The following is a 26,733-nucleotide window of genomic DNA, read 5'->3' as shown; positions in this document are numbered from 1 at the left end:
ACGACCGATCTGGTACTCGGTGCCTTGGACGATGCCTACACAGCGAAACGGCCCAAGAAGGGACTCACCCATCACTCCGATCTGGGCTCGCAGTATGCCTCTGCAGATTACCGTAACCGTCTAAAGAAGTACCACATGAAAGCAAGCATGAGCCGCAAAGGAAATTGCTATGATAATGCCTGCATCGAATCCTTTCATAGCATACTAAAGAAAGAGTTGGTTTATTGCACCAAGTTCAAAACGAAGCAGCAAGCGCAGGACGAAATGTTCCAGTACATTGAATTTTTTTATAATCGCAAGCGAATCCACAGTGCGTTGGGTTATGTTTCCCCTGCCCAGTTTGCAGCGAAGTTCAAGAAGAGAAAAACCGCATAATTCACTTTTTTTGTGTCCACTTTCTTGACGGAGGTCCATTTTTCCACTTACACCTCACGATTGTTGATTTTGGGGAGAAATAAGTTCCCTTTTTCCAACTAGTGCCTGTTCACCAGCTTGTTCACCGGCTCTTCGCAAGCACCAGTTTCCTTAAAATCAAAAAAACTTCTGCAACCTGAGGTCACAGAAGCTTATCTTATAATTGCTGTTTCATTTCATTTCACAGTAAAATCATTAGTGTATAACCGTAGCTGCCGGCAGCTCGGCTTCCAGGGACAAGTCTTCTTCCCGCAGCTGCTCACGCGGCTTCACCTGTTTCTGCGGGCGCTGCTGGTTCATCTGGTCAAGCAGCTGGGAGACGGGCATCAGCATCATTTTGGGAACCAGCACCTCGCTCCGTTCCTTCAGCCTTGACCCTCCTGCCGGATGGATGACACTCAGCAGGACACTCAGGTAAAACTTGGCCGACCGGGCAAACCACCCTTTCGGCAGATCCAGCACCATGAACCCGAATTTCTCCGGCCCGCGGTTGATCATACTGACACCGTACAGCGCTTTCGCTTCGGCCAGGTCTATATCCCCGGCAATCCGCTGCGCCAGCACCGGCATATCCTTCTCCATCCGGCGGATCATGCGGATCGCCAGCTGCGCCGAGGAGCGTGAATGAATGCCAAGCTCGAACAGCTGCCTGTTGTCAATATGCAGTTCAATCACCTTATCGCCTTTGGTCAGCAGTTCACCGCCTTCCATCTGTATAGGTCCGCCCTGATATTTGCGTATACGGTAATGCAGGAACGGATCTGCCGGTGAGATGGTCTTAATCCGGAGCATCAGCTGGAATACCTGTTCCCAAGCCAGCCACAAGCCGACAATGAGCCTTTTGCCAAAAGAAAGCTTTTGAATCGGAGAGCTCTGCACCATCTTGATCATCTCATCGATTCGGATGCTGCGCAGCCCGCGCCGTTCCGCCTCCTGCAGCAGCCGCTCCAAGGCGATCAGCATATGCTCAGGCGCTTTGAGGTCCGCTCCGAGTGTGGTGCCGCAATCATGCAGCAGCATCACTTCGCCCGGATTCAGCTTGGCAAGCAGCTTTTCGGTCAGCCGCTCTGCGCCGAGCTTCTCCTTCCAGTCGCCGAACATTGCCGACCACAGCACGATCTGCACCTGGCGGCGCTTCGAAAAGTCGAACAGATTAACGATCCCCCAGGGCGGGCGGTAATAAGTGCTCCGTTCACCGGTAATACTGAAAATAATATCATCAGTGCGCTGTATCTGGCGTTTGACGGTAGCCGGACGCATCAGCCAGTTCGTCTTGTGAACATAATTATGGATTCCGATCAAATGCCCTTCATCATGCATGCGCTTGATAATTTCCGGGTTCTGCTCGGCATGGGAGCCGACAACAAAAAAAGTAGCTTTGGCACCGTAGCGTTTCAGCAAATCAAGCAGCAGCGGTGTATAGAGCGAGTCCGGACCGTCGTCAAAAGTAAGCGCAAATTCACGGCGGCCCATCCCTTTACGGAAGACGCGATATCCAAATATCCGGCTGATCATCCCAGGGATAAAGGCATAAAATGTTGAAATATAAAATAACCAGAGCAGCAAAGTCTGCATATAATTTCCCCGCTTTTCCAGAGTTGACTTTGGCTCGCGTAGGTCTGCAAGCAGATTCAGTGATACGGCCAAGTAGAGTGAAGTATGTCTCGCGGTTTTTAAGTAGGCTGATTCCCACGAAAAAACGTTACCCCCTATTTTAACACAGGTATCAAAGAAATAGACGCTTTTTTGTTAAAATCGTGTACAATGAATTAAAGCTGAATTTGTTATTTTATCTAAAAAGGAGTCGTTCATATTTATGTTGCCGCTGTACAAAAAATATTGGCGCACCATATTCGACATCGGTCTAGTCGTGCTGACCGTGTATCTTGTGATGTTCGCTTTCAGTACGGTGTACCGGCTCGCCGCGCCTGTGTTCTTATCATTTTTTGTATTCCTGATGATTGAGCCGCTGGCCCGTTTTCTGAACCGCCGGGGAATGGCCAAACCGTTTGCTTCCGCGATTTCGGTCATCCTGTTCCTGATTGTGCTGCTGGGTGTGTTGTTTGGCGCCGGGCTGCTCATTACGATGCAGGCACTTAAGTTCCAGGATGATCTGCCCAGATATACATATATAGTCCAGCAGCAATTTGCTGAGACAACCACTTATTTGCAGCACAAGATTGATGCGCTTCCGCCGGATCTTACCGACAAAATCAACGGGTATTTCAAGCAAGCAACGAATGTGCTGTCGGGCTGGCTGGTTATCTTCCTTAAATATATGATCGGAGTGCTTGGCTCCTTCTCTTCATTTATGGCTAATTTTGGCATTGCGATTATTCTTGCCTTTTTTCTCAGCATGGAGATTAAAGACTGGCGCAAAATTGCTCATGACAAGATGCCCAAAACGTTCAAGACAGCTTATGCTTTTCTGCAGGGGAATGTCTTCAAGGCTATCGGGTCCTATCTCAAAGCGCAGCTGATTCTGATCAGCATTACCTTCGTCATCGTCCTGGTCGGGCTCTTTATCCTTAGAAGCGGCAATGAAATCACTATGGCCCTGGTCTGCGCTATATTTGATGTGCTGCCGCTGCTCGGGGTGTCGACGATTCTGATTCCCTGGATTGTATATCTGTTCATTATCGGCAACACCTCGCTGGCCATTGGCCTGATTGTGCTGCTCGCAGTGGTGCTGATTGTGCGGCAGCTGCTGGAGCCGAAGATTACCGGGAATTCCATCGGCGTATCCTCCGCCTTCCTGATGCTGTCGTTCGTTATTCTGTCCAGCTCCATCTTTGGCTTCGCCGGCTTGATTCTCTCGCCGATCCTGCTCATCCTGCTCAAGGAGCTGCTTCAGCAGGGCTATCTCCAGCGCTGGATCTTCCTGCCGAAGGAGGAGTTCATTGTCTCGCCATTCGCAGCACCGGGCGAGCCTTCTACTCCGGGAGGCGACGCAGTTTCCGGTTCCGGTGAGCCGGATGGCATTCACGCGCCGGAGGGTTCCGCCAGCAGCTCAAACACCTGACCAAACAGCCTGGTGGCTGCATGCGGGCTCCCTGGGGCCACATTCTCCACCAGGACGGACACCGCAAATCTGGGCTGCCCGGCCGGTCCGTAGCCGATAAACCATTGGTTATTGCGGGGCATGCCCTTCACCCATGTCTGGGCTGTACCCGACTTGCCTGCAAGGGGCCATTTCGTGCCCTGCAGGCTTTTGCCGGTTCCCCCGGTCACAACCTTCCGCAGCAGAGAGAGCAGCACACGGGCTGTCGGCGGCGAGATTCGGCCCTGTGCCGACGGGGCTAAATGGCCTGGAAGTTCTTTCAGCGTCTGTCCGTTGGCGAATGCCACCCGCTGAAGTATACGCGGTGCATGGACTTCTCCGCCGTGCAGCAGCGTAACCAGCAGGTTGGCCGCCTGAAGCGGCGTGACCCGGACGTCGCGCTGGCCAATTGCCGTCTGCACCCTCGCCCCTCCGTCATCGGGCAGCAGCGTAGTAAAGACCGCCCCCGGCTGTTCCCCGGACAGCGGACGGAGCAGCGGCAGGCCAAGCGTATTCTCCGCTTGCCAGCTGATATCTCTGCCAAGCCCCAGCGCCAGTGCGGCGGACTGGAGCTGGGCTCCGCTCAGCCGCTCAGCCAGCGAGGCAAATACGGTATTGCAGGACACGGCGAACCCTTGTGCCATGGTAAGGGTGCCGTGTCCCTTTCCTTTTAAGCAGGACAGGCCATATTTTCCGTAATGCCCGGAGCAATAAAACTTTTCCTCCGGGGAAGTCACACCGGCTTCCAGTGCCGCAGCGGCGGTTACAATCTTGAAGATAGAGCCGGGAACCGCGGCCTGAAGTGCCCGGTTGTTCCACTCGCCTCCTTCCGGCGAAATCTGCGCGGGATTATAGAACGGCAATGAAACCATGGCTTCAATATCGCCGGTCTTGGTATCCAGCACCACTACAGCGCCTTCTTTGACTCCAGATTTCACAGCCAGCTTCTCAATATTCTCCTGAAGCTTCTTGTCTATGGTCGTGTACAAAGACAGCGGATAATAAGGATTCCCCGGCGCTCTCACCTTAATGGGACTGTCAGGAAGACGGTTGCCGCGCGCATCCACCTGGGCATAGGCTTCGGTATGGCCCACCCCCTGCATAAGCGGCTCCAGTGTCTTCTCCAGACCGTCGGTTCCCGTCCAAGGAATTCTCAGACCTGTCGGCGATTTCTTCACCTCCGCCGCCTTAGCCTCCGACAGGTAGCCCAGCCACTGGCGGCCTGTCGCTTCCCCCGAATACCGGCGGGCAAAAGGCAGCGCCCGCACACCGCCAACGCCCAGCGCATCAACCGCTTCGGCCTGCCCCGGCGTCAGCTCCAGCGGGTTTTTGCCGCTGCCTGAAGGCCAGAGCAGCGGTTCTTTCAGCCCGCTGCGTCCAGCCTGCAGCTGCTCGTAGGTCACTCCCAGCACTGTAGCAAGCTGCTGCAGCTTCTCCCTGCCGGCAGCACTCTCCTCTGCGTCCGCTTCCGCTTCGTCCCGGGGAAAAAAAGCCGCCGTCCACACCGTTTCGCCGGCCAGCGGCTGGCCGTTGCGGTCATACAGCCGCCCCCGGCCGCTGTCGAGCACCACCTCCCGCTCACTCTGGATCGCGGCCATCCGGGCCATGGAGTATTCCGCTCCCGGTACTTTGCGGTCCTTCAGAAGCAGCTGTACCCAAGCCAGCCGGACAATCAGCACCGCCACCAGCAAACACAGGATAAGCGAGCCCCAAAAAATACGTTTATGTATAAGCTTGTGCAAAGCCATTCCTCCTGAGGTTTGGTGAGACTAAAGCCGCCTGCCGGCAAGGGTTACAGAAGATACAATTCAATGATATCCTGTTTGGCAGACGGGCTTCATGCCATCTATTATGCCCACGTTGCGGATATATTACCGGCTTATTACCTGACTTGGTTTTCCGGTAGTACCCGCCGCTAGAATATAAAAAAACCTGATAATCAAGGGTTTCTTGATCATCAGGACTGATATTTATACCGTGATATGGTTCAATTAAAATACTCTTTTGGACACCATTTAATTTGTTCTCCTCTACTCTTCTCATGAAGGATGATTAACTGATTCATTACATATATCCGCTGAACAATATCCTGGGCGATATAAAATTGCCTCTTGTAATGATTGATTTCCCGCTGATATGGACTTGGAGACTTCCTGTTTTTTTCATAGATTAAAAGCAGCTGCTCATGAAGGTCATATACCTCTTTGTACGTCAATCCAATCCCCCCATTAACCATCAGATTACGAATAAAACCTTTTTAACATTATCCACGCTTGAAATTAAAAGTATACATAAGGACGAACACATAGCTTGATAAAGCTTGTTCGTATCCTGAAATTTGATCTGGTGGTCAAGGTATTAGAGTTCGCCAAGTTCATTCACAGCATTGCTCAAAGTACAGTTACGGCTTGAAGGCTCTGTAATTGGCACTCAGCGATGAACCTATGCTCCCCCGCCCCAGTCCCTACACCTCCCTACCTGGACCAAGCGGTAAACGTAAGTGGAAAAAGTAAACTTAGTTCTTCCCGATCCCGCTTCCCCGTAAGTGCTAGTTGGAAAAAGGATGCCTAATTCTGCCGAGGCGCCGCTTTTCGGGGGGAATGGCTTAAAGTAACTCTACTTTTTCCCACTATTTCCTCTTCATGAGGATATTTTGTTCAATTAAGTATACTAATTCCACTATAGCTTCCTTTAAGCCACCGTCTTCTCAACCACTTTCAAGCTTCTCTCTCCAGGCCCCGCCTACAAAAAAAGATTCGGCAGGTTCAGCTCGATATATCCCAACAAAAGAGGAAATCCCAAAATCAAGAACAAGAACAAAAACCGCCTCTTCATGGGAAGAAACGGTTTGAGTTACGGATTAAGTTTGGGTTGCAAATTTGGGTTGCAAATTTATGTTATAGATTGAGTTCCTGCTTTTAACATCTCATACGGCGGCGACTGCACTTCCTCCAGCAGCCTGTTTTACACCGTGAACTTTGAGAGTCTTTCCTCCAGCATCGAGGAGGCCTTCTCCAACTGGGCAGAGAGGTCCACGAGATAACCGCTCACATTCTGCTGTTCCCCGCTGAGGGAGGCCACCTCCTGCGAAGCTGCCGAGGATTCCTCGGCAAAAGAACTGACGTTGCTGATCGCATCCGACAGCACATGCTGAGATTGATTCAGCCCCTCAATCGAAGCTCCCACGGAATCCAGACGGGAAATAAAATGATTCATTTGTCCCTGTACAGTGACAAAGATTTCGCTTGTGTTCTGGACTGACACGATCTGCTCGTCAAACAGGGGCGATACCTCCGACAGCGCAGCCACAGTCTCATGCATATCCGTCATGATCTTATCCGTAATGTCAGCCACCATCGCAATGGAGCGCTTGGACTGTTCCGACAGCTGGCGGATTTCATCGGCCACGACGGTAAACCCTCTGCCCGCTTCGCCTGCACGTGCAGCTTCAATGGAAGCGTTCAGTGACAGAATATTCGTCTGCTGCGTAATGCTCTGCATGGCCTCCAGAACCTTCATTACGGATGAAGCGGTATCCTTTAATTCATTGACCTTCATTACCAGCTTATCGGTCATACCGCCTGTTGTATGCGTTTGACGCAGCAGCTCCTGCAGCTTCACGACACCTTCCTGGCTGGATTGTCCCACATGATGTGCCATGCTGCCCATTTCATGGGCAGCAGAGATCACCATATCCATCCGTTCGGCTATCTGCGCCGTCATCTCATTGCCGCGGTCCGCTTCCAGCGCAAGGCTTCCCGCCCCTCCGGCAATCTCTTCGGTCGCTGCTGCGATATCCCTGGCCGACGCTGCCGTCTTGCGCGAGGCATTGCCCAGCGCATCTGCTGTTTCGAGAACCTCGCGTGCCGTCTCGTTGGTATGAACCACCAGTTCTGTAATCCGCTCCATCATCACATTGAAGGAGGACGACAGCTGGCCGATTTCATCACTGGAAGCAACCCTGGTCCGTACCCGAAGATCGCCTTCCGCCCCCTGGAACATCAGATCCCTGAGCCGTGAGAGCGGCCGGGATACCATTCGGACCATCCATAAGCCGATCAGAATCGCTATAAGGGCTGCGGCAGCAACAGCAATGTAGGTCGTCCCCAGAATACGGCCCGCATCTTTGACCAGATTCTCCGAAGGCACAACGCCCAGCACTCTCCAGCCCGAACTCTGCAGTGTGCCATACACAGCGAGAATGGATTTGCCTTCTTCATCTTGGGTCGGCAAAGATCCTGAAGCTTTGGTCAGACCCTTGAATAATGTTCCGCCCAGGCGAAGATAAGAGTCGGTCTGCTGCTGGGAGGAAGCAATCAGCTCGTCCTTGCTTGTCAGAAGCTGGATGTAGGAATCCAGCCCGAGGTTGACCTTGCTCAGCTGGCTGTCCAATTCTTTGGTACTGATATCGCAGACAGCGATATAGCCTGTCCCCCCGGATTCATCCGCCATGGATTTGGCAAAATGAAACACGCCCGAAGTATCCCCCTGCTTCAATCCTTGGGTAATCCACAGGCTGTGGGGCTTCTCCTGCAGCTGCTTGAACCAAGAAGCCTCCCTGATTCCTTTCATAAAAACGTTGTCTTTTGTTCCCGTGGCAGACACAGGAAACTCTTCATTTAAGGGTACCAGATATACGGCCTGCATTCCCTTTACCGAAGTGATCCAGCGCTCCAATTCACGATTAATCCGTTCAGTTTGACTGTTCCGTTCAGCGCTGCCGGCAGCGGAGATACTTCCTTGACGGATTGCCTCCTGAATATCCCTGTTGTAAAAAAGCTGCCCCAAACTGTCTTCAAAACGCATCAGGATGACGTCAAGCTTCTCTGCTGTTTGTTCAACAGTCTGCTGATTGGATGACAAGGCGTTGTTCTCAATGGTTTGTCTGGCAACGGAGTACGAGGTATACCCAAGGGATAATACAATTCCCATGGTCGCGATAAAAAACACAAGAAAGAGCCGCACCCCCAGCGACTTGGAGGGATGCAGCCGAGTAAGAAATCCTTTGCTGTCCGCTGCTTGTTTGCTCAAAAAAATCACCGCCAGATCTACGATATTCTTGCACGGCTTCCCGTTACAAGGTCATGAAGGTCTGTAGCGTCCGATCGGAAAGATATGGAAGATACTCATGACCGTATTCATGATATACCATCAGCTCTTTTGTTGCTGTGATTTTATTGTATGCAGCGAATTGCGTCGAAGGCGGGCAGATCGTATCCGCAAGTCCGGTCACCCACAGCACTTTGGCCTGGATTCGGCCTGCCAGATTCTGAATGTCGATGTACCCGAGCCGGTTGAAAATCGCTTCCTCCCGTTCATGATGAGGATCAAAGAAGCGGAAATAATAGTTAATCTCCTCATAGGCGGAAGTCGTAATATCCAGCTCCCACGCCCGCTTGTAATCGGAAAGGAACGGATAGACCGGAACGGCCAGCCTGATCCGCGGCTCAAGGGCAGCGCAGGCTACCGTAAGCGCTCCGCCTTGGGAGAGGCCGAACGCCCCGACCCGTTCAGGGTCCACTTCCGGCATATTCATCAAAATCCGTGCGGTCTGGGCGGTATCCAGAAACACGTTCCGGTAATACAGCTTGTCCGGATCCGGATCATCGATCCCCCGGATAATGTGGCCCCGGATGGTGGTGCCTTGCACCGTAAGATTGTCTTCGGACAACCCGCCTTGTCCACGGCAATCCATTGCGAGCACACTGATGCCGTGCGCGGCGTAGGCAACCTTCTCCATCCAGTCGCCGCTGTCGCAGGAATAGCCGTGGAACATGACCACGCCAGCCCCTTTCGCCTGCTCCGCCTTCTTCGGTCTGACATATTTGCAGTGCACTTTGGCACCTCCTACGCCGGTAAAATACAAATGGAAACATTCGGCCAGCTCGCTGGTAAATTCCGCAGGCACCAGTTCGTAGTCCAGGGTCTGGGCATCAAGCTCACGCAGGGCCCGTTCCCAGAATGAATCGAAATCCGCAGGCTTCGGGCTGGAGCCACCGTAGGCTTTTAGTTGGGTTAGGGATCTTTCGGACGTCATAAGAAATCCTCCTTAGGGTTGGATTAGTTAGTTATTCACTCGCTTACAGCTCCCTCACTTGCGGTTCTATTGCAGTTTGTGCAATAGAATCCTTCGTAAAGGTGGAAAACTTCATTTCTGTTGCACTTTGTGCAGTAGAAATCCTGAGAAACCCTCTTATTAGTGAATTTGAGCAAATTCTATTGCAGGAAGTGCAGCAGATGGCCTGGTCAGCACAAAAAAGGGGCAATCTACTGCACATTCTGCAATAGAATGCCCCAGCGCAACCGGGGAAGGCGACAGGTAGCAGGTACATTTCACCAGGCACATTATAAACACACTTCACAGGACATAAAAGCACTTATCTAAGACTTATTATCATTTCTCTAATCTATTATTTCTCTAATCTACATTTCTCTAAGACTTCCCAAAGACGGCCTTCAGGTGTTCCGTATTTGCCTGCTTAGATTTTGCCCAATCCGGCGTCGTCTCCGACTTCCTCATGGGTTGCGATCACATAGTTGACGATTTCTTCGACAGTAGTGTAAGCAAGACCTACATAGGTGTCAGCGGCGCCATAGTAGATGGCGATGCGGCCGGTTTCAGCATCATTCAGGGTAGCGCAAGGGAAGAGCACGTTGTTCACGAAACCTCTTTCTTCGTACCATTCTTCCGGGGTAAGCACGAAGTTTTTGGAACGGTATTTGACCTTGGACGGCTCATCCTTATCGAGGATGACAGCGCCCATGCTGTACACAAGGCCGTTGCAGGTTCCCGTAACGCCGTGATAGAACATCAGCCAGCCTTCGGTAGTCTCGATAGGTGCAGGGCCGCCGCCGATTTTGGTGCTCTGCCACCAGCCCTGCCCCCCTTTGGTCATGACATGGCGGTGTTTGCCCCAGTACACGAAATCCGGGCTTTCACTCAGGAACACATCGCCAAAAGGCGTATGTCCGCTGTCGCTCGGACGGGACAGCATCACGAAATTGCCATTGATTTTTCTGGGAAACAGCACACCGTTGCGGTTGAACGGCAGGAACGGATTTTCCAGACTGGTGAAGGTTTTGAAATCCCGGGTTTTGGCTACACCGATCGCCGCTCCGTAGAAATCCGTACACCAGATGATGTAATACGTATCTTCAACCTTGACCAGACGCGGATCATATGCATAACGCGGCATATAGGGTTCGCCGGCTTCGTCTACAAACTGAATCGGCTCATCGTCAATTTTCCAATCCAGGCCGTCCACACTGTGGCCCATACGCAGATGAGGACGGGTAGTGTTGTCTTCAACACGGAATACACCCAAAAAGCTGCCTTCATAAGCAACAACAGCACTGTTGAAAATACGCGCGACACCCTTAGCCGGATTGCGCTTGATTACCGGGTTGTCACTGTGTCTCCATACCGGATTGTCATTCCCTGCCGGTCTGTCCTGCCAAGGCATATTGGGAATATTCTGGCTTGCGGTCAACTTAACTTCTTTCATAATTATAGCCCTCCAAATTTTAGCAGCGTTTGCTGCGGTTATTTTATTCATGCAAGATACGGATGCGGTGAATGCTCCTTCAATCCCGCGCAGGTAACAGCAGTCCCAAGTTCCGGCTAAGCCAAACCGTTACTGCTGTAATTCCTCTGCGGTCTGTCAGGCCTTATTTTACCGACCCTTGCGCAAAACCGTTGTAGATGTATTTCTGCAAAGCAATAAAGGCGACCAGTGTCGGTATAATTGCAATCATAATGGCGGCGCAGATAACCTCCCACTGTGAACCGTACGGACCCTTGAACTTGAACAGCGCGGTGGAAACCACCTGCAGGCTGCTTTTAGGCATGTACAGGAAAGGCGTATAGAAATCGTTATAGATGTTAACACCCTTTACAATAATCACTGTTACAATAGCCGGACTGAGCAGCGGGAGAATAATTCTCCAGTAGATGGTCCAGTAAGACGCCCCGTCCAGCATGGCCGATTCATCGAGCGATTCGGAAATGGAGTCCAGGAACTGCATGAAAATATAAACAGCAATAATATCCGTACCCAGATACATCAGAATCGGCGCCCAACGGGTGTTGAACAATTCCAGCGAGTTGATGATCTGGAAGGTAGCCACCTGGGTGGTTACTCCGGGAATCAGCGTTGCCAGCAGAAAAGCGCCCATGAGCAGCTTGCTGCCCTTAAATCTGAACCGGGCCAAAATGTAAGCCATCATAGAACCGGTCAGTGTTGCACCGGCAATGGAAATCAGCACGATGATAATCGTGTTCATGAAGCCAAGCAGCATATTCCCGTCTATAAACGCTTTGGAATAGTTAGAAAAATTCAGCCAGTTTTCCGGCAGGGTAAGCGGGCCTGTTGACGCATATTCTTTATTGGTTTTTAAAGAGGCGAAAAAGACGACGACGATCGGCACCAGTGCCATCAGCGCTCCCAAAATCAAAGTGAGGTATTTGAAGAAAGAAGCTAAGTTATATTTTAGAGTATGCATAGTTCTTACTTCTCCTCCTTAATCAGAACACGCTGTAGAACGGTGACAAGAACCACAATTCCCAGAAGCACTACGGCCATTGCCGAGGCTAGTCCCAGCTTGCTGTATTTAAAGGCCACGTCGACGGTCTGGATGACAAAAGTGCCGCTGCCATTGGAACCGCCAGTCATGACATACGGAATTTCGAATACACCGATCGCTCCGCTCACCGCGAGGATCAGATTGAGCTGCAGTATACGTTTGATGCTCGGAATAATAATGTGTCTGAACTGGTGCCAGCGGTTGGCGCCGTCAATTTCCGAAGCTTCGTAAATATCACCGCCGATAGAGGAAATCGCTCCAAGGAAGATGATAAAGTTCATCCCCATATATCTCCATACTGAAGCAAAGGCGAGGGAGATATTAATCAGCTGGGGATTCAGCAGCCACTTCTGCTGCCAGGCTCCAAGCCCAACGAGATCAAGGATAGTATTCAGTGTTCCTTCCGGCTTGAAGAAAAACAGGAAGATAAAACCGATAGCTACGCCATTCAGCAATGTCGGAAAGAACAGGATTCCTTTGAACCAGTTCTTCATGCGGACGTTAAAGCTTAGAATGGTGGCAAAATAAAGCGCCAGCCCCATTTGGACAAAGGTAGCAAAGAAATAATACAAGCTGACCTTGAACACGGCGAAATACTCGGGTTTGGTGAAGATCGTTTTGTAGTTGTCAAAGCCGACATACTCCATATTTTTACTAAATCCATTCCAGCTTGTGAAGCTGTACTGGAACATTTTGAACACGGGCAAATATGAAAACGTCAGCAGCAGGACTACGGGAACCAGAGAAAATAAAAAAATGATCAAAATACGTTGATTTTTGTAGCTCATGTTGGATAATTTGGGCACTCTCCACACCTCCTAAGAACACATGCTTATTACTCCTAATCCTTCTCCAGCGCATAAGTGAAGGGGAAAATGCCCGCTAAGGCACCTTCCCGTTCTATTAAGTCTGTCCTCACTTCTGCGGTAAAAGCTATTAAGTCTTATTTGCCGGAGGTAATTTTAGCTCTTGCCTCTTTCCATTTGTCATTCAGGTCTTTCATAATGTCGTCATAGGAATCTTTGCGGTTACCGATCGCTGCTTCGATGATCACTTTCTTGAAGTCAGGCTGCCAGAGGCCGATTTCAGCTTGTTTATCGATAGCGTCAACCCAGCCTTCTTCACCGGCTTTGGCAGGGGTAAGTGTGTCAAACGTAACATCGGTGCCTTCAAATTGTTTCAGGATTTCCGGAAGCTCAGCGCCTTTAACCGGGCTCATACCGCCACCTTCATTGGTAGGATAGCCTGATTCGTTAATGAACCAATCCACCCATGCTCTCGCTGCTTCTTTGTTCTTGCTGTGGATGCTTATGCCGAGCGTATAATCGTCAGACAATGGAACAAAAACTTTTTCGGCGTTGGTCGGGAAAGGCATAAAACCGATATCATCAGGGTTGGCAGCAACCCCTTTGATCTGTCCGATAGCCCATGAACCGAGCATCATCGTACCAATTTTGCCATTTGCCAGGTCAGATTTGGAGGATTCCCAGTCCGTTGTAGTTGGATCTTCTTCAATCAGGCCATTTTTGGCTGCGTCATACATAACTTTGTACAAGTCATAGTGAGGCTGGCCTTTAACGAAGTTATCATCAGAGGCTACTTGTCCGATGTTGACATAATCCCGGTTACCGGCCACGGTTGCCAGATCCGATTCCCATTGGGTCAGCGTCCAGCCAGCTGCATAGTTCGTGTAGAGCGGAATTGCATCAGTCTTATCCTTGATGCTTTTCAGAGCTGCGTTGAACTCATCAAAGGTTCTAGGAATCTTAGTGATTCCGGCATCTTTGAACACTTGTTTGTTATAGATAATACCGGAGTAGTTAACCGTAGTTGGAATACCATATGCGATTCCGTCCACAGCACGTTCTTCCAGACCGGTATACTGCTTCTCAAGATCTGACATCTTACCCAGCGGCTCAAAAAAGTCCGGCAGATCTTTAATTGCTACGCTCGTAGGCAGCAGCAGTACATCGCCATAGTCACTGGTGCTCATGCGGATTTTAATCTGGTCTTCGTAGTTGGACAGCGCTTCGAAATTTACTTTGACATCCGGATATTTCTCATTGAACTTTGCGGCGAAATCCTTGAATACGGTATCAACAATATCCGTTCTCTGGGTGATCACCGTGATCTCACCTTTGATATCTTTAGCTGCATCGCCTTCAGGGGCTGCTGCCGCCTCGGTGTTTGTTCCGGTATTCCCTGCGTTTGTTGCTGTTGCATTGCCGGCATTATTGTTGTTCGATGAACAGCCTGCGAACAAACCCGCCATCAGTGTCAATGCTGCCAAGCTGGTAACTGCTTTGGTTTTCTTCATTGTTTGTTGACCCCTCTCTTCATTTTGAAACCTGAAACAACAATAACAAAACACTAACAAAAATCACCACGAATCAACGATATATACTTCAAGAGGGTTAAATTGTACCCGCTTTCGTTTGAAAAGTGATGATGTTATCGCTTACAAGCCTATTATAAATCGTTTCCAAACCTAAAACGATGGTTTCAATTGTTTTTTCTGGTCTTCAATTTGTTATTTTTGTTTTTATCTTAATTAATTTGTTATCTATTTTATATGAAAAAAAAAGCAAACTCTCCGTTTCGGGAAATTTGCCTGCAGCGAAAATGATTTATGGCTTTATCTTTTTGTTGCTTTATTGTGTTCTCACGCTTTCAAATTCTCAAGTTCATCTCATATAGTTTAGATATTCAATGCCGCGTGCGCCTCCTCACCGAGCCAGGCCCCCTGCCGGACAAGCAGACTCTGCAGTCCGCGGATTGGAACCTCGCGTGAAGTCATGGACGAAGTGCCCGCCAGATAGGCGGCGGTGCCTGCCGCCTGGCCCATGGCGAAGCAGTTCGGCATGACGCGGAGCGAACCCTGCACCACCCGGTCCGACGAGGCTGCCCGTCCGGCAACCCACAGGTTGTCGATGCCTACAGGCAGCAGCGCCCGGTATGGTACACCGTGTGACCGGCCGCTTGGCAAATGCTGAATATTCATTTGTGACTGGGAATTCGCCAGATGAACATCAATAAAATATGAATTTCTGGCGATATCATCAGGGAAAGATTTCATACTCATGAAGTCCTCCTTCACCAGCGTATAATCGCCCACGATCCGCCGGGTCTCCCGGATGCCGATCTGCTCCCCGGAGGTCACGAGATGCGCTTGTTCAAAGCCCGGCACGTATTTGCGCAGGAAATCCAGCTGCTTCCTGATCCCCTGCCGGCCTTCGATCGCCCCCCGGGTCAAATCCTCCGCTTTGGTCCCGTCAATCCCGAAGATATGCCCAAAGTTCACCCCGGCCAGTGAATCTGATATCCAGGAAAAACCCGACACCTCCTTGCGCCCTTGCGGAAGATCCCCTGCTGCCTGCGCCTTCTGGACCAGAGCCGGAATCTGGCCGGTATCCCCGGTCCGCTCCAGATATTCATGGAACCGGCTATAGCTCACATCGCTTAATACATAACAAAGCGTTCCCGGCTGAAGCTCGCCCTGCTCCCCGCCTTTCTGAAAGGCAGCTCCGGACATTGCCGCAATATCCGCATCACCGGTAGTATCAATTACATAGCGGCACCCGATATAGGAGCGGCCGCTTTTATTAACAATCACCACCCCGTCTACGCAGGAGCCGTCCGGGCTCATTACCACCTGGGAAACAAAAGTATGGTACAGCACTCCGGCACCGCTCTCAAGCACCTTGGCTTCATAGACCCGCTTGAGCACTTCCGCATCAATGGGCACCCAGTCCAATTGCTCCCCGTATCTGCTCATGTAATCCGGTCCGCAGGCTTGCTTCATAGTCTCCAAAAGCTCCAGACCGATTCCGCGCACGACCGGCTTCTCATGGTCCGTATAAGGGCAGAATGCCGGAACCAGCGCCGCCGTTCCCATACCTCCCAGATACCCTCTCTGCTCCACGATCAGCACGGATGCCCCGTTCCTGGCTGCAGCGATGGCGGCGGCAATTCCGGCAGGACCTCCTCCGGCGACCAGCACTTCCACTTCACGGCTTACCGGGATCTGATCTGCTGGAACTGTGATTGTCTTCATTTCATTGGCCTCCTTGTTATCTTATGAACTGAACTTATTATATAATGAAATCAAAGCCTCATTTTACTTACACTTTTGTTTCATTTATAGGAGTGGCTTGCCTTATGCCCATCCGCAAAAAAGTAACGCTGCAGCATCTTGCCACCGAGCTGGGCTTGACGGTCCATACGGTGTCCAAGGCCCTCCGGGGCCTCCCCGGTATGTCGGAGTATACCCGAAATGAGGTACTCCTGCTGGCGCAAAAGCTCGGCTATCATACCAAGGAGCAGGAGCGCAGTCTTTTATTCGAAAATACCCCGGTCTACTCCGGACAAAGCCGCCGTTTCATCTTTCTGATCGCTGCAAGACAGGGCCTGCAGTCGCCGCTGCACCATATTCTCCTGGAGAGTGTGCAGCACCGGCTGGGCGAGGCCGGCCATAAGGTAGAACTATTATTCGTCCCGGAGGGGCTTCAGCCGGCAAAAGCCTTCATTGAATGGGAGAACAAACATAATCTCTCTTATGCAGACGGCATTTTTATTAGTCCGGTGATTGAGGAAGCTGTAGAGGCACATCTGATCCAGCTGAAGATGCCCCGGATTCTGCTCAATTTCCCTCCTCCCGGCGCTAACGTGGACAGTGTGATCTGGAATGTCCATGACGCCATGCAGCAATCCGCCAGACATCTGATTGCCATGGGTCACCGCAGGATAATGTACATTGGCAATCCGTGGCTGAGCCGGGGCTACCAGCTGCGCTGGCAGGCCTTCTGCATGACTATGGAAGCAGCCGGGCTTCAGGTGGAGCCGGACTCCCATATCTTTGAGATGAATCAGCCGCAGGAGGAATGGACGGCGATATGGAAGCGCCAGACCGGAACGTATAAACCCACTGCCTTCATCTGCGCCTCGGAGCAAGCCTTAACCCGTGTGTATCTGGCTTGTCAAACCACCGGCAAGCACATTCCGGGAGATTACTCCCTGATTGGTCTGGAGCCGGAGCCGTCCCTGCGGAACATTATCCCGGACATCGCCCGGCCCACGCTGCCCGTTAAGGAAACCGGATATCGTGCGGCCGACCGGATGCTGTGGCGGATTGCCAACCCTTCGCTGCCCTATGAGCACATCCTGCTTCAAGGGGGGCTTCATAACGGAAGCACCGTTCAGCCGGCGCACACAGAAGAACCCCGCGGTAAGCGGGGTTCCTCTTAAGGCCGCCTAAAGGCGCCTCTGTTTGTATTTGTAGCAGATATTCTCTGGCAGGCTCATCCTTTTATCTGCAGCGGCTCTTATAATCCTTCGGGGTCATGCCGCACATTTTTTTGAACAGCTTATTAAAGTAGACCGGATCGCTGTAACCGACCCTTTCGGCAATTTCGTAATTTTTCAGATCAGGCTGTCCAATCAGTAGCTCCTTGGCCTTGGCGATGCGGATGCCGATCAGGTAGTCCGTTATCGTCTGGCCTGTCTTATATTTGAACAGCCTGCTGATGTAGCTGGCATTCATCCCGACAGTCTCTGCCAGCCGTTCAAGCTCAAAGTTCTGCCCATACTCTCTCTCCAGAATGCTCTTGGTCTGCTCAACCACGTAGTGCTCACCGCCCTCACCGGCCTGGTGGGACGCTTCTTCAGGCTCTGCTGCCGCCGGCCGCAGCTTCTTATTCTCCGCCACACTTTTCAGCAAATCGTACAGTTGTGCCTTCTCAATGGGCTTAAGCAAATAGTCGAGCACACCATGCCGCATAGCCCGGCGGGCGTATTCAAATTCACTGAATCCGCTCAGCACGGCTATGGGGAGCTGCTTCAAATGCCCTCTTGCCTCTTCAATCAGCTTAAAACCATCCATTCTTGGCATCTTGATGTCTGTAATAAGCAGGTCTATATCGTCTTGGCTGAGCTCCCGGAGATGATTCCAGGCCTCCAATCCGTTGCCATAGGAACCGATAACCTGAACTTCCAAATCCATTCTGGAAGTAATTTTCTCAAGCCCACGGCGAATCACTTCCTCATCGTCCGCAATCATGACCCTGATCACCAGCAAATCGCCTCCAGTTTCGTTAAAGCTACAAATGATTGCGCTATCATTATCAATTATAAGCTTCATTTTCTTATTAGCATATGTACTCTATTGTACTTTTATAGTCTTCAGTTTACTTTGCCCATTTTCTGCTTGAAATAACGCCTAAAAAGGGTTATAACTTAATTGTGCGTTGTTATTATTAAATAACAAAATTATAATAACAATATAACAAAATAACTTAATGCCCGGGCCTATATCCTACTATTCTAATAAAGCGAGGTAGCTGAGATGTCACTGCAGAATGAATATGTCGGAGGCGTTACCTGGGGGTTCATGGGCAGACGCGGAACCTGGGCTAATGATGCGGCCAAGACTTCAATGGAGCTTATGCAATCCGTGACTGGAGCGAACTGGACCGCTATCGCCTTCAGTGCGATCCAGGCCACTCCGCAATCCACAGAAATTCCTTATTGGGAGAAACCCACGGTTACCGATGATGAGGTCCTATGGGCGATCCGCACCGCAAAGTCACTTGGCCTGAAGGTATGCCTGAAACCGATTGTGAACTGCGCAGACGGCACTTGGCGCGCCCACATCAACTTCTTCGACAAAGATGTTCCGTGCGAGCCCAAATGGTCGGATTGGTTCAGCTCCTATACTGCCTTTATTTTGCATTTTGCCGCTATCGCCGAAGAAAGCGGTTGCGAAATGTTCTGCATCGGCTGCGAACTGGTCATGTCAGACAGACGCGCTGCCCAGTGGCGGACCCTGATTGCTGAAGTCCGCAAGGTGTACCACGGAATCCTTACCTATAATTGCGACAAGTATCAAGAGGACAATGTGACCTGGTGGGATGCCCTCGATGTTATTTCCTCCAGCGGCTACTATCCTGAGCAGGATTGGGAGGCACAGCTTGACCGGATTGAGGCCGTAGTGAAGCAGCATAATAAACCCTTCTTCTTCATGGAAGCCGGCTGTCCGAGCCGCACCGGCAGTGCCGCGATTCCGAATGACTGGTCCCTGGAAGGTGAACCGAGCGAGGACGAACAGAAACGCTATTACGAGGCGATGTTCCGCAGCTGTGAGAACCGGGAATGGGTCCAGGGCTTCATGCTCTGGGATTGGCCGGCACAGCTTTACCCGCTTGAAGAGGCGGCGGAGAACGATGATTACTGCATGTATGGCAAATCCGCAGCGCATATCATTAAAGAGTACTACAGCTCCAAGACTCATAAGTAATATTAAGGAGTGAACCAAACAAAATGAAGATTTCAACTGAGGAATGGCGGAGACAGCTGGAGAATGAGCTGAAGGGTAATATCCTGGGCTTTTGGATGGAGCACACACTGGACGAAGCGCATGGCGGCTTTGTCGGTGAGATCGACAACCAGATGAATGTCATAGCAGGCGCGGAGAAAAGCCTTGTGCTGAATGCGCGGATCCTCTGGACATTTGCGAGCGCTTACCGGATATATGGCAGTTCAGAATACTTGGCTATGGCTGAACGCGCCTACGACTACCTCACGCAGCACTTCACAGATACCGAATACGGCGGATTGTTCTGGATGGTGGACGCCCGCGGGGTTTCTTCCCAACCGAAAAAGCAAATCTATGGCCAGGCTTTTGCCATCTACGCATTGGCCGAGTTTCACCACGCTACCGGGCGCAGTGATGCTCTGCAACAGGCAATTGACCTATTCCATATTGTAGAGAAATACGGCTATGATCCTCTCTATAAAGGCTATATCGAAGCTCTGTCACGCGAATGGCAGATGACGGAGAACCTGAGTCTCAGTTCCAAGGATATGAACGAGAAGAAGTCTATGAATACCCATCTGCATGTTCTGGAAGGCTACACCGGCCTGTACCGGGTCTGGAAATCGGAGGAGCTGAAGAGCAAGCTGTCGGAGCTGATCGAAACCATGCTGGACCATATTATCGATGCAGACGGCAAGCATTTCCACCTGTTCCTGGACGAAGAGTGGCATGTGAAATCGCAGAGCATCTCTTATGGCCACGACATCGAAGGCAGCTGGCTGCTGGTTGAAGCTGCAGAGGTGCTTGGAGATGAAGCACTGCTGCAGCGTGTGCGCAAGGTAGCCGTCTCTATGGCTGAAGCTGTGCTGGCGGAGGGCATTGCGGAAGACGGCGGTATCTGGAATGAAGCGGACGGCAGCGGTCACATTGACAAGTCCAGAGACTGGTGGCCGCAGGCCGAAGCCGTTGTCGGCTTCTACAACGCCTATCAGCTGACCCATGAGACACGGTTCCTGGAAGCTGCGGAGAACGCCTGGATTTTTACCGACCAATATATCGTAGACCACAAGCTTGGCGAATGGTACTGGGGCGTTGATGAAGCGCTGCAGCCACTGGCCCATGGGCCCAAGGTCAGCGCCTGGAAATGCCCTTACCATAACAGCAGAGCCTGCTTCGAAATGATCGGGCGGCTTACCCAGAATTCCACTATAAAGGAGACAAAATAATGACTACCCTCTTTCAAGAACGCAAACAGAAGCTGACTGAACGCTATGAGGCGCTGATCGGGCGCAAAAATGAAAAGGTTCCCTACGGCAACGGCATCTACGACCGCTACCAGTATCCGCTGCTGACTGCTGAGCATGCACCGCTGATCTGGCGCTACGACTTCAATCCGGAGACCAACCCTTATTTTGCGGAAAGAATCGGGGTTAACGGCATCTTCAACCCTGGTGCCATTGAACTGGACGGCAAGTTCTACATTGTAGCCCGGGTAGAAGGCAATGACCGCAAATCCTTCTTTGCTGTTGCCGAGAGTGACAGCGGTGTGGATGGCTTCCGCTTTTGGGATCATCCTGTAGTGCTTCCTGAAACTGAGGACCCGGACATCAACGTGTATGACATGCGCCTCGTGAAGCATGCCGACGGCTGGATTTACGGCCTGTTCTGCACCGAACGCAAAGATCCGGATGCCCCGCATGGCGACCTGTCCAGCGCAGTTGCCCAGTGCGGCATTACCCGCACCAAGGATCTGAAGACCTGGGAACGCCTCGCTGACCTGAAGACGGGATCCGCACAGCAGCGCAACGTAGTGCTGCACCCTGAGTTTGTAGACGGCAAGTATGCCTTCTATACCCGGCCACAGGATGGCTTTATCGACGCCGGTTCCGGCGGCGGCATCGGCTGGGGACTATCCGATACGATCGAAAATGCTGTAATTACAAGCGAATCCATCATGGACCAGCGCTATTACCACACGATCAAAGAAGTGAAGAACGGCCAAGGTCCGGCGCCCATCAAAACGCCCCGCGGCTGGCTGCATATCGCCCACGGCGTCCGCAACACCGCTGCCGGACTGCGCTATGTGCTGTACGCCTTCCTGTCCGATCTAGAGGAGCCTAACAAGGTCACGCACGCACCAGGCGGACACTTCATCGCTCCGGATGGTGAAGAGCGTGTCGGCGATGTATCCAACGTTGTCTTCTGCAACGGCGTGATCGCACGCGGCAACGGAGACATTTACATCTATTACGCATCATCTGACACCCGCATCCATGTCGCCACCACAACGGTTGACCAGATGCTGGATTATGTCCTTAATACCCCGGAAGACCCGCTTCGTTCCTATGCTTGCGTGCAGCAGCGGATTGCTTTGATCGACCGGAATTTGCAGTTGAAGTAAATTTCCAGAAATAAAAGGCGGCCCTTGTGGAAATCCACGGGGGCTGCCTTTTTATGGGTCAGAAGCTATCACTATAGATTATGTACAACTGAAAAATACCATTGTAGTCTTGGAATTCTTCTGACGAATGTCAGTTCAATCGCCCAGATCGCGTTGTGCTGAATCGCTGTGCGTATATCGCGCGCATGGTGGACTGGTCAGAGTCCGGTGCTCCGCTTCCGTTCCTGCTTGCACAGTTCCTTCAGCCAGAATTCACCCAAAACCGTTGAGGCTCATGCATCATCTGCTGTATTTGGTGCAACAGATTTCGGCCTGCTGCTTTAATTAGTTGATTCTATTGCACTTCGTACAGCCAAAATCCGTAAAACGCGCCAATAACGGCTGTTCGGCAGAATTCTATTGTACAGAATACAATAGATTTACTTTTAGCAGCAAAATCGGACGTTTCTATTGCACTTTTTGCAGCAGATCGGCTATCCGGCATCTTATGTGTCGTAGGTCATGCCGGCATCCCATCCGAAGTTAACAAAGCTACTTCCGCGGAGCCGCCACCGAATCCCGGTGAACAATATCGGCAGCGATCAGAATCTTCTCCAGCGGTGCAGACGGGTTCTGAATCCGGTTCAGCAGCTTCTCCACGGCGGCACGGCCCATAGCTTCCTTCGGCACATGCACGGTGGTGAGCGGCGGAATCCCCCGCATGGCATCCTCAATATTGTCAAAGCCCGTTACTGAAATGTCAGCAGGAATGGCTATGCCTTCCTCCCTCAGCACTTCACTGACGATGAGCGCCGTGGAGTCGTTGGCACAGACGAGTGCGCTGGGGAGGGTTTTGGCTTTTTTGCGCTTGGCTATCCAGAGCCTGAAATCGTTGCGGAACGTGCCGTCCTCCATCCCCTCCAGCACCAGCATCTCATCATCGCCAGCCGGAGTGTTCATATCGTTCTCTTCCAGCGCACTGCGGAAGCCGATCCAGCGGTCACGGAAGCTGCGCGAGTAGCGGATATTGCCGATAAAATGAAACAACGTATGCCCGATGCCCATCAGATGGTTGCTCAGCCGGGTCATGGAGTCGATATTGTTGGCGAACACGGTATCGCTGGGAATCAGCGGGTCCTCATGGTCAATCAGTACCATCGGCAGCCCGATGCGGTGAACCTCCAGCAGGAGGGAGGTGGAAATCTGCCCCACCCCTACCAGACCGAGCAGCCCGTTAGGATTTAGAATATTGATAAAATTATCAGCGCGGTGCTCCGAAACAATCACCATCCCCAAACCTACTTGATCAAGCGCCAGCGCAATGCCGTCGACGATTTTGCCCCAGTAGAGGGAATCCTGGGTCTGCGACCGGATATTCGGCATCAGCACAAGCACCGACTGCTTATTGCGGTCACTGCCGGCCGCTAGGGACGGACGTTTAACATTTTGCACATAAGCATTTTTCTGCGTGAAATACCCCAGCTGCGATGCAGCCTGAATAACCCGCTCCCGGGTGGTTTCGTTAACGCCTCCTTTGCCGGAGAGTGATTTGGAGACAACAAACTTGGAGACGCCGAGATGGTCGGCGATTTTTTGCATGGTCACTTTTTTTGCCATTGGAAATACCTCCACAATTTATCTTGATTGCACGGCAGCCGCCTGCGGCTCGTGAGAAGCTTGCTGTCCCTCCCGCGCTTCCTTCCATTTCTCATTTAATTCGTCAAAAGATTTCTGCAAATCCGGCGCGGCGAGCAGCTCCTGAATATAATCGCCCGACCAGAAGGACAGCTTCGCCCGGTTCGCCATATCGATAAAGGCATCCGTCTGCACAGTAGCCTCAACCAGCTTGGGATGATAGGAGAGAAACTCGCTGTATTGCGGCAAGGCTGGGTCTTCCGAGCTGTCGGTAGGAAGGAAATTCGCTGTATAGGAGGTCTTTTTTAAAAAATACTCCACCCAAGCCATGGCCAGCTCCTTATTCTTGCTGAATTTGCTGACCCCGATGAACCAATCGGGATTCAGCGCTGCGTAGTGGGTAGGCTTGTTATCATACGGAAACGGGAAAAAGCCTATATCCTCAGACTTCGCACCGGCATCCAGAATCTGGCGGATTGTCCAGTTCCCCTGCAGGTACATCCCCGCTTCCCCTTTAGCCAGCTTCGTCTTGGAAATCTCCCAATTGTTGGAGAAGAGCTGGTCCTCCACGTACCCTTTGGCAACCATCGTCCGGGCGATCGCAATCGCTTGGCCCCATTCATTGTCAATTTTCCAGGGATGATTCTCCTGCACCATGTTGTTCAGATAATCCGGATTGCCGGTCATGTAATTAACAAGGTTGTTGCCCCATTCCCGCAGCGGCCAGACGGCACCGTAATTCATGTACAGCGGGATGATTCCTGCCTGCTTCAGCTTGGCACTGGCTGCGTAGAATTCATCGAGTGTCTGCGGCACCCGCCCAATCCCCGCTTTTTTAAAAGCCTGCTTATTGTAGACGATACCGCTGGTAGTTGAGCCTGTGGACAGCCCGTATCTTTTGCCGTCATAGATGTTAAAGGTCGTGAATTTCTCCTGTGCGGCCAATTCTGCAGTCAGCGGTTCAAAAAAATAACTCAGCTCCTTCGCCGGCAGATTCACCGGAAGCAGCAGCACATCTCCGGCATCCTTGGTGGACAGGCGGACCAGTATGTCGGTGGCATAGTTGGACAGACCCTCGAACTCCACTTGGGCTCCCGGATATTTCTTCTTGAACTCATCGGCATAGCTTTGGAAAGTCCCATCCTCAATCAGATCAATCCGGTTCGTCAGCATCACAATGGTCCCGGACAATTCGGACAGGCTCTCACCGGTGCCAGGAGACGGCGAAGGCAAAACCTCATTATTGCTGCGGCTGTCACAACCGGCCGACAGCAGGAGCAGCACCAGGATGGTAAGCATGGGCCAACGTAACTTCCTCCGTTTCAAGCGGATTCCTCCTCTATTCTCTTCCCTTCATTCCATGGCGCCCTGGACCTGCAGAGGCAGGGATAAAATAACGTCCGTCCCTTCGCCAGGCCTGCTAAAGACCTCAATGCCATAGGCCGCTCCATAGTGCAGCTGTATCCGCTGATGTACATTTTTCATGCCAATCCCCCCATTGATACTCTTCTTCGGAGGCATCTCATGCTTCAGGCTGTCATTAAGCTTGTCCAGCGTGGCCTGCTCCATTCCGCAGCCATCGTCGCGGATATGGAACAGAAGCTTCTGCTCTGTGACTTCACAGGTGATGCTCAAATGCATCCGGGGTTTCGTGTCATCCAGTCCGTGATAGGCCGCATTCTCAATAATCGGCTGAAATACCAGCTTAATCATGGAGTAATTGTCCAGCGCCGCGGGAACATCGATCTGCAGCACAAACCTTCCGGGATAGCGGCAGCCCAGCAGTTCAACATAATTGCGGACATACAGCAGCTCTTGCTTCATGGTTGTAGTCCCCGACAGATCACTGGTGCTGTAACGCAGGAGCTTGCCCAGAATGGAGACCATATCGGCGGCTTCCACGTCATCATTGATCTCTGCGGTCATACGGATAGACTCCAGTGTGTTGTAGATAAAATGCGGATTGATCTGGCTCTGCAGTGCCTGCAGCTCTGCTTCCTTTTTCTGCTCTTCAATCCGGTAGATATCCTGAATCAGCTGCCGGATGCGGGCAAGCATCCTATTGAATTGATGGCCCAGCAGGCCGATCTCATCCCGGCGTCTGACGCGGAAAGTCACATCCAGGTCGCCGTTCTGCACTCTTTTCATCAGCTGGATCATTTGGGTCAGCGGCTTCGTCAGAGCAAAGGACAGGATGATCGAAATGATCAGTGCCAGCACAATAATAATTAGGGTTGCGGCAAAGGTAGCATTCCGGGTAAGCTTCACCCCGCGGGTCAGCTCATCCACAGGAATAGATATGATGACTTTCCAGTTGGTCTTGGCAGAGCTTGAATAAATATTAAGCCGTTCCTTGCCGGATACGGTATCATAAAAGCTTCCGGCATTGCCCGCTGCCTGCCGGAACAGGTTCGTACGGGATATATCGGTGGTCAGGAGCTTCTGGCTGCTGTCATATATCACTTTGCCGTCCTCATCCACAATGATTGACTTCCCATGGGTTACGGTATCCAGCTCAGCCACTTGATTTTCCAGGTTGCTGACGTTGGCTTCGACTGCAATGAGTCCAATCGGATTCCACAGCCCGTCGACAATTTTGCGGACAACAGTAAAGGCATAACGGGTGCTCTGCAGATTGCTTGTGTACGCCTGAGTGCCAAAGAGCAGCGCCTCGCCGCTGGAATCCCTCGACTGCCCGCTCCAGAACTTGTAGCTCTGCTCCAGATCCAGCCGGACGCCGCCGTCCTTGGCAGAATAATATCCATTGCCGTACCCGTCGAAAATATACACGGAATTGGTACCCCGCTTAATATTGTTAATAAAAGAAATATTGCCCTCAATGCCCCGCTGAATGGACAGCAGCAGATCGAAGTCGCCGGGAGCCACTTGGGTGCTGCCTCCCTTGCTGTCCATCATCTGCTTTTGTTCATAATAGCGGTTCGAGCGGATCAGGTTCTGCTTGATATCGTTAACATATGCCGGCATGGACGAAATCCGTTTCATATCCTCTATATAGTCATCTATGGAATCCATCATCTGATCAATCAGCTTTTCCGAATAGGCTACGGTGTTCGCCTGTATCGATTCGGAATAACTTTTGAAGCTGATCACACTGATGACCGAAAGCGGAAGCGTAATAATAATCAGAAAGACCAGGAGCAGCTTGCGTTCCATGGCCATGTCTCCGATGTAGGACCACCAGCTGTGACTGCGTTTTGCTTTCATTGGGTCCTTCTCCTCGTTTCTGCATTAACCTAACTAATTCCATACAACATAACAATTACCTAACAAAATAATTATACGTGTTAGTCTGCCGATGTACAAGGAATTTACTTCAGCCGATACGGCGGTCCTGTCATACAAAAGCGTCCC

19 protein-coding genes are annotated in these 26,733 nt (G+C 51.4%); 6 read left to right on the top strand and 13 right to left on the bottom strand.

Features of this window, described 5'->3' with window-relative positions; translation table 11 throughout:
* Positions 1-375, top strand: a 375-nt coding sequence (locus tag BLQ82_RS28590) for an integrase core domain-containing protein (RefSeq protein WP_143013585.1), incomplete at its 5' end; no start/stop codon positions are given.
* 234 nt (positions 376-609) lie between these two features.
* Here the strand turns inward: BLQ82_RS28590 and BLQ82_RS28585 are convergent.
* Positions 610-1,989: a polysaccharide deacetylase family protein gene (locus BLQ82_RS28585; protein WP_062519362.1), complete on the bottom strand. Its 1,380-nt coding sequence runs from the start codon at positions 1,987-1,989 to the stop codon at positions 610-612.
* A 241-nt stretch (positions 1,990-2,230) separates the two neighbouring features.
* Between BLQ82_RS28585 and BLQ82_RS28580 the strand changes: the two genes are divergently transcribed.
* On the top strand, positions 2,231-3,436 hold the full coding sequence (locus BLQ82_RS28580) for an AI-2E family transporter (RefSeq protein WP_062519360.1): 1,206 nt from the start codon (positions 2,231-2,233) through the stop codon (positions 3,434-3,436).
* Here BLQ82_RS28580 and BLQ82_RS28575 read toward each other — a convergent pair.
* The 8 genes from BLQ82_RS28575 to BLQ82_RS28535 all read right to left on the bottom strand — a co-directional run bounded on the left by BLQ82_RS28575 (position 3,397) and on the right by BLQ82_RS28535 (position 16,091).
* Entirely contained in the window at positions 3,397-5,196 is a 1,800-nt protein-coding gene (locus BLQ82_RS28575) for a peptidoglycan D,D-transpeptidase FtsI family protein (protein WP_244281048.1), read from the bottom strand. The genes BLQ82_RS28580 and BLQ82_RS28575 overlap by 40 nt on opposite strands.
* 1,222 nt (positions 5,197-6,418) lie before the next feature.
* Positions 6,419-8,485 (bottom strand): methyl-accepting chemotaxis protein, encoded by a 2,067-nt coding sequence (locus tag BLQ82_RS28565; RefSeq protein WP_062519354.1) that lies wholly within the window; start codon positions 8,483-8,485, stop codon positions 6,419-6,421.
* Between the two features lie 43 nt (positions 8,486-8,528).
* Positions 8,529-9,491 carry an acetylxylan esterase gene (locus BLQ82_RS28560; RefSeq protein ID WP_062519352.1) on the bottom strand — a complete coding sequence of 321 codons (963 nt, stop codon included), beginning with the start codon at positions 9,489-9,491 and terminating at the stop codon, positions 8,529-8,531.
* Positions 9,492-9,933: 442 nt separating this feature from the next.
* A complete protein-coding gene (locus tag BLQ82_RS28555) occupies positions 9,934-10,959 on the bottom strand; it encodes a glycoside hydrolase family 130 protein (protein ID WP_062519350.1) in 1,026 nt (341 codons plus the stop codon).
* 163 nt (positions 10,960-11,122) lie between these two features.
* On the bottom strand, positions 11,123-11,956 hold the full coding sequence (locus tag BLQ82_RS28550; RefSeq protein WP_062519348.1) for a carbohydrate ABC transporter permease: 834 nt from the start codon (positions 11,954-11,956) through the stop codon (positions 11,123-11,125).
* 5 nt (positions 11,957-11,961) lie between these two features.
* The gene (locus BLQ82_RS28545; protein ID WP_020428272.1) at positions 11,962-12,843 is read right to left on the bottom strand and encodes a carbohydrate ABC transporter permease; all 882 of its coding nucleotides are present in this window, start codon (positions 12,841-12,843) and stop codon (positions 11,962-11,964) included.
* Between the two features lie 137 nt (positions 12,844-12,980).
* On the bottom strand, positions 12,981-14,354 hold the full coding sequence (locus tag BLQ82_RS28540; RefSeq protein WP_062519346.1) for an ABC transporter substrate-binding protein: 1,374 nt from the start codon (positions 14,352-14,354) through the stop codon (positions 12,981-12,983).
* Positions 14,355-14,735: 381 nt separating this feature from the next.
* A complete protein-coding gene (locus tag BLQ82_RS28535; RefSeq protein ID WP_062519344.1) occupies positions 14,736-16,091 on the bottom strand; it encodes an FAD-dependent oxidoreductase in 1,356 nt (451 codons plus the stop codon).
* Positions 16,092-16,195: 104 nt separating this feature from the next.
* Here BLQ82_RS28535 and BLQ82_RS28530 point away from each other — a divergent pair, with 104 nt between their 5' ends.
* Positions 16,196-17,281 carry a LacI family DNA-binding transcriptional regulator gene (locus tag BLQ82_RS28530; protein WP_062519342.1) on the top strand — a complete coding sequence of 362 codons (1,086 nt, stop codon included), beginning with the start codon at positions 16,196-16,198 and terminating at the stop codon, positions 17,279-17,281.
* A gap of 61 nt (positions 17,282-17,342) precedes the next feature.
* Here BLQ82_RS28530 and BLQ82_RS28525 read toward each other — a convergent pair whose 3' ends face one another.
* A complete protein-coding gene (locus tag BLQ82_RS28525) occupies positions 17,343-18,104 on the bottom strand; it encodes a response regulator transcription factor (RefSeq protein WP_062519377.1) in 762 nt (253 codons plus the stop codon).
* Positions 18,105-18,377: 273 nt separating this feature from the next.
* Here BLQ82_RS28525 and BLQ82_RS28520 point away from each other — a divergent pair, with 273 nt between their 5' ends.
* Genes BLQ82_RS28520 through BLQ82_RS28510 form a run of 3 tightly spaced genes read left to right on the top strand, consistent with a single transcriptional unit; the run spans position 18,378 to position 21,747 of the window.
* The gene (locus tag BLQ82_RS28520) at positions 18,378-19,328 is read left to right on the top strand and encodes a glycoside hydrolase family 113 (RefSeq protein WP_062519340.1); all 951 of its coding nucleotides are present in this window, start codon (positions 18,378-18,380) and stop codon (positions 19,326-19,328) included.
* A 23-nt stretch (positions 19,329-19,351) separates the two neighbouring features.
* Positions 19,352-20,572, top strand: a complete 1,221-nt coding sequence (locus tag BLQ82_RS28515; protein WP_062519338.1) for an AGE family epimerase/isomerase — start codon at positions 19,352-19,354, stop codon at positions 20,570-20,572.
* A complete protein-coding gene (locus tag BLQ82_RS28510; RefSeq protein ID WP_062519336.1) occupies positions 20,572-21,747 on the top strand; it encodes a glycoside hydrolase family 130 protein in 1,176 nt (391 codons plus the stop codon). Before BLQ82_RS28515 ends, BLQ82_RS28510 begins: the two co-directional genes overlap by 1 nt.
* 531 nt (positions 21,748-22,278) lie before the next feature.
* Here the strand turns inward: BLQ82_RS28510 and BLQ82_RS28505 are convergent.
* The 3 genes from BLQ82_RS28505 to BLQ82_RS28495 are packed head-to-tail and all read right to left on the bottom strand — an operon-like array spanning position 22,279 to position 26,586.
* Positions 22,279-23,343 carry a substrate-binding domain-containing protein gene (locus tag BLQ82_RS28505; protein ID WP_062519334.1) on the bottom strand — a complete coding sequence of 355 codons (1,065 nt, stop codon included), beginning with the start codon at positions 23,341-23,343 and terminating at the stop codon, positions 22,279-22,281.
* An 18-nt stretch (positions 23,344-23,361) separates the two neighbouring features.
* Entirely contained in the window at positions 23,362-24,687 is a 1,326-nt protein-coding gene (locus BLQ82_RS28500; RefSeq protein ID WP_062519332.1) for an ABC transporter substrate-binding protein, read from the bottom strand.
* A gap of 27 nt (positions 24,688-24,714) precedes the next feature.
* Positions 24,715-26,586, bottom strand: a complete 1,872-nt coding sequence (locus BLQ82_RS28495; RefSeq protein WP_062519330.1) for a sensor histidine kinase — start codon at positions 26,584-26,586, stop codon at positions 24,715-24,717.
* Positions 26,587-26,733 lie beyond the last annotated feature (147 nt).

The organism is Paenibacillus jilunlii (genome assembly GCF_900102965.1).
Taxonomy (GTDB): domain Bacteria; phylum Bacillota; class Bacilli; order Paenibacillales; family Paenibacillaceae; genus Paenibacillus_AQ; species Paenibacillus_AQ jilunlii.
This window is presented reverse-complemented; position numbering and strand designations above follow the sequence as displayed.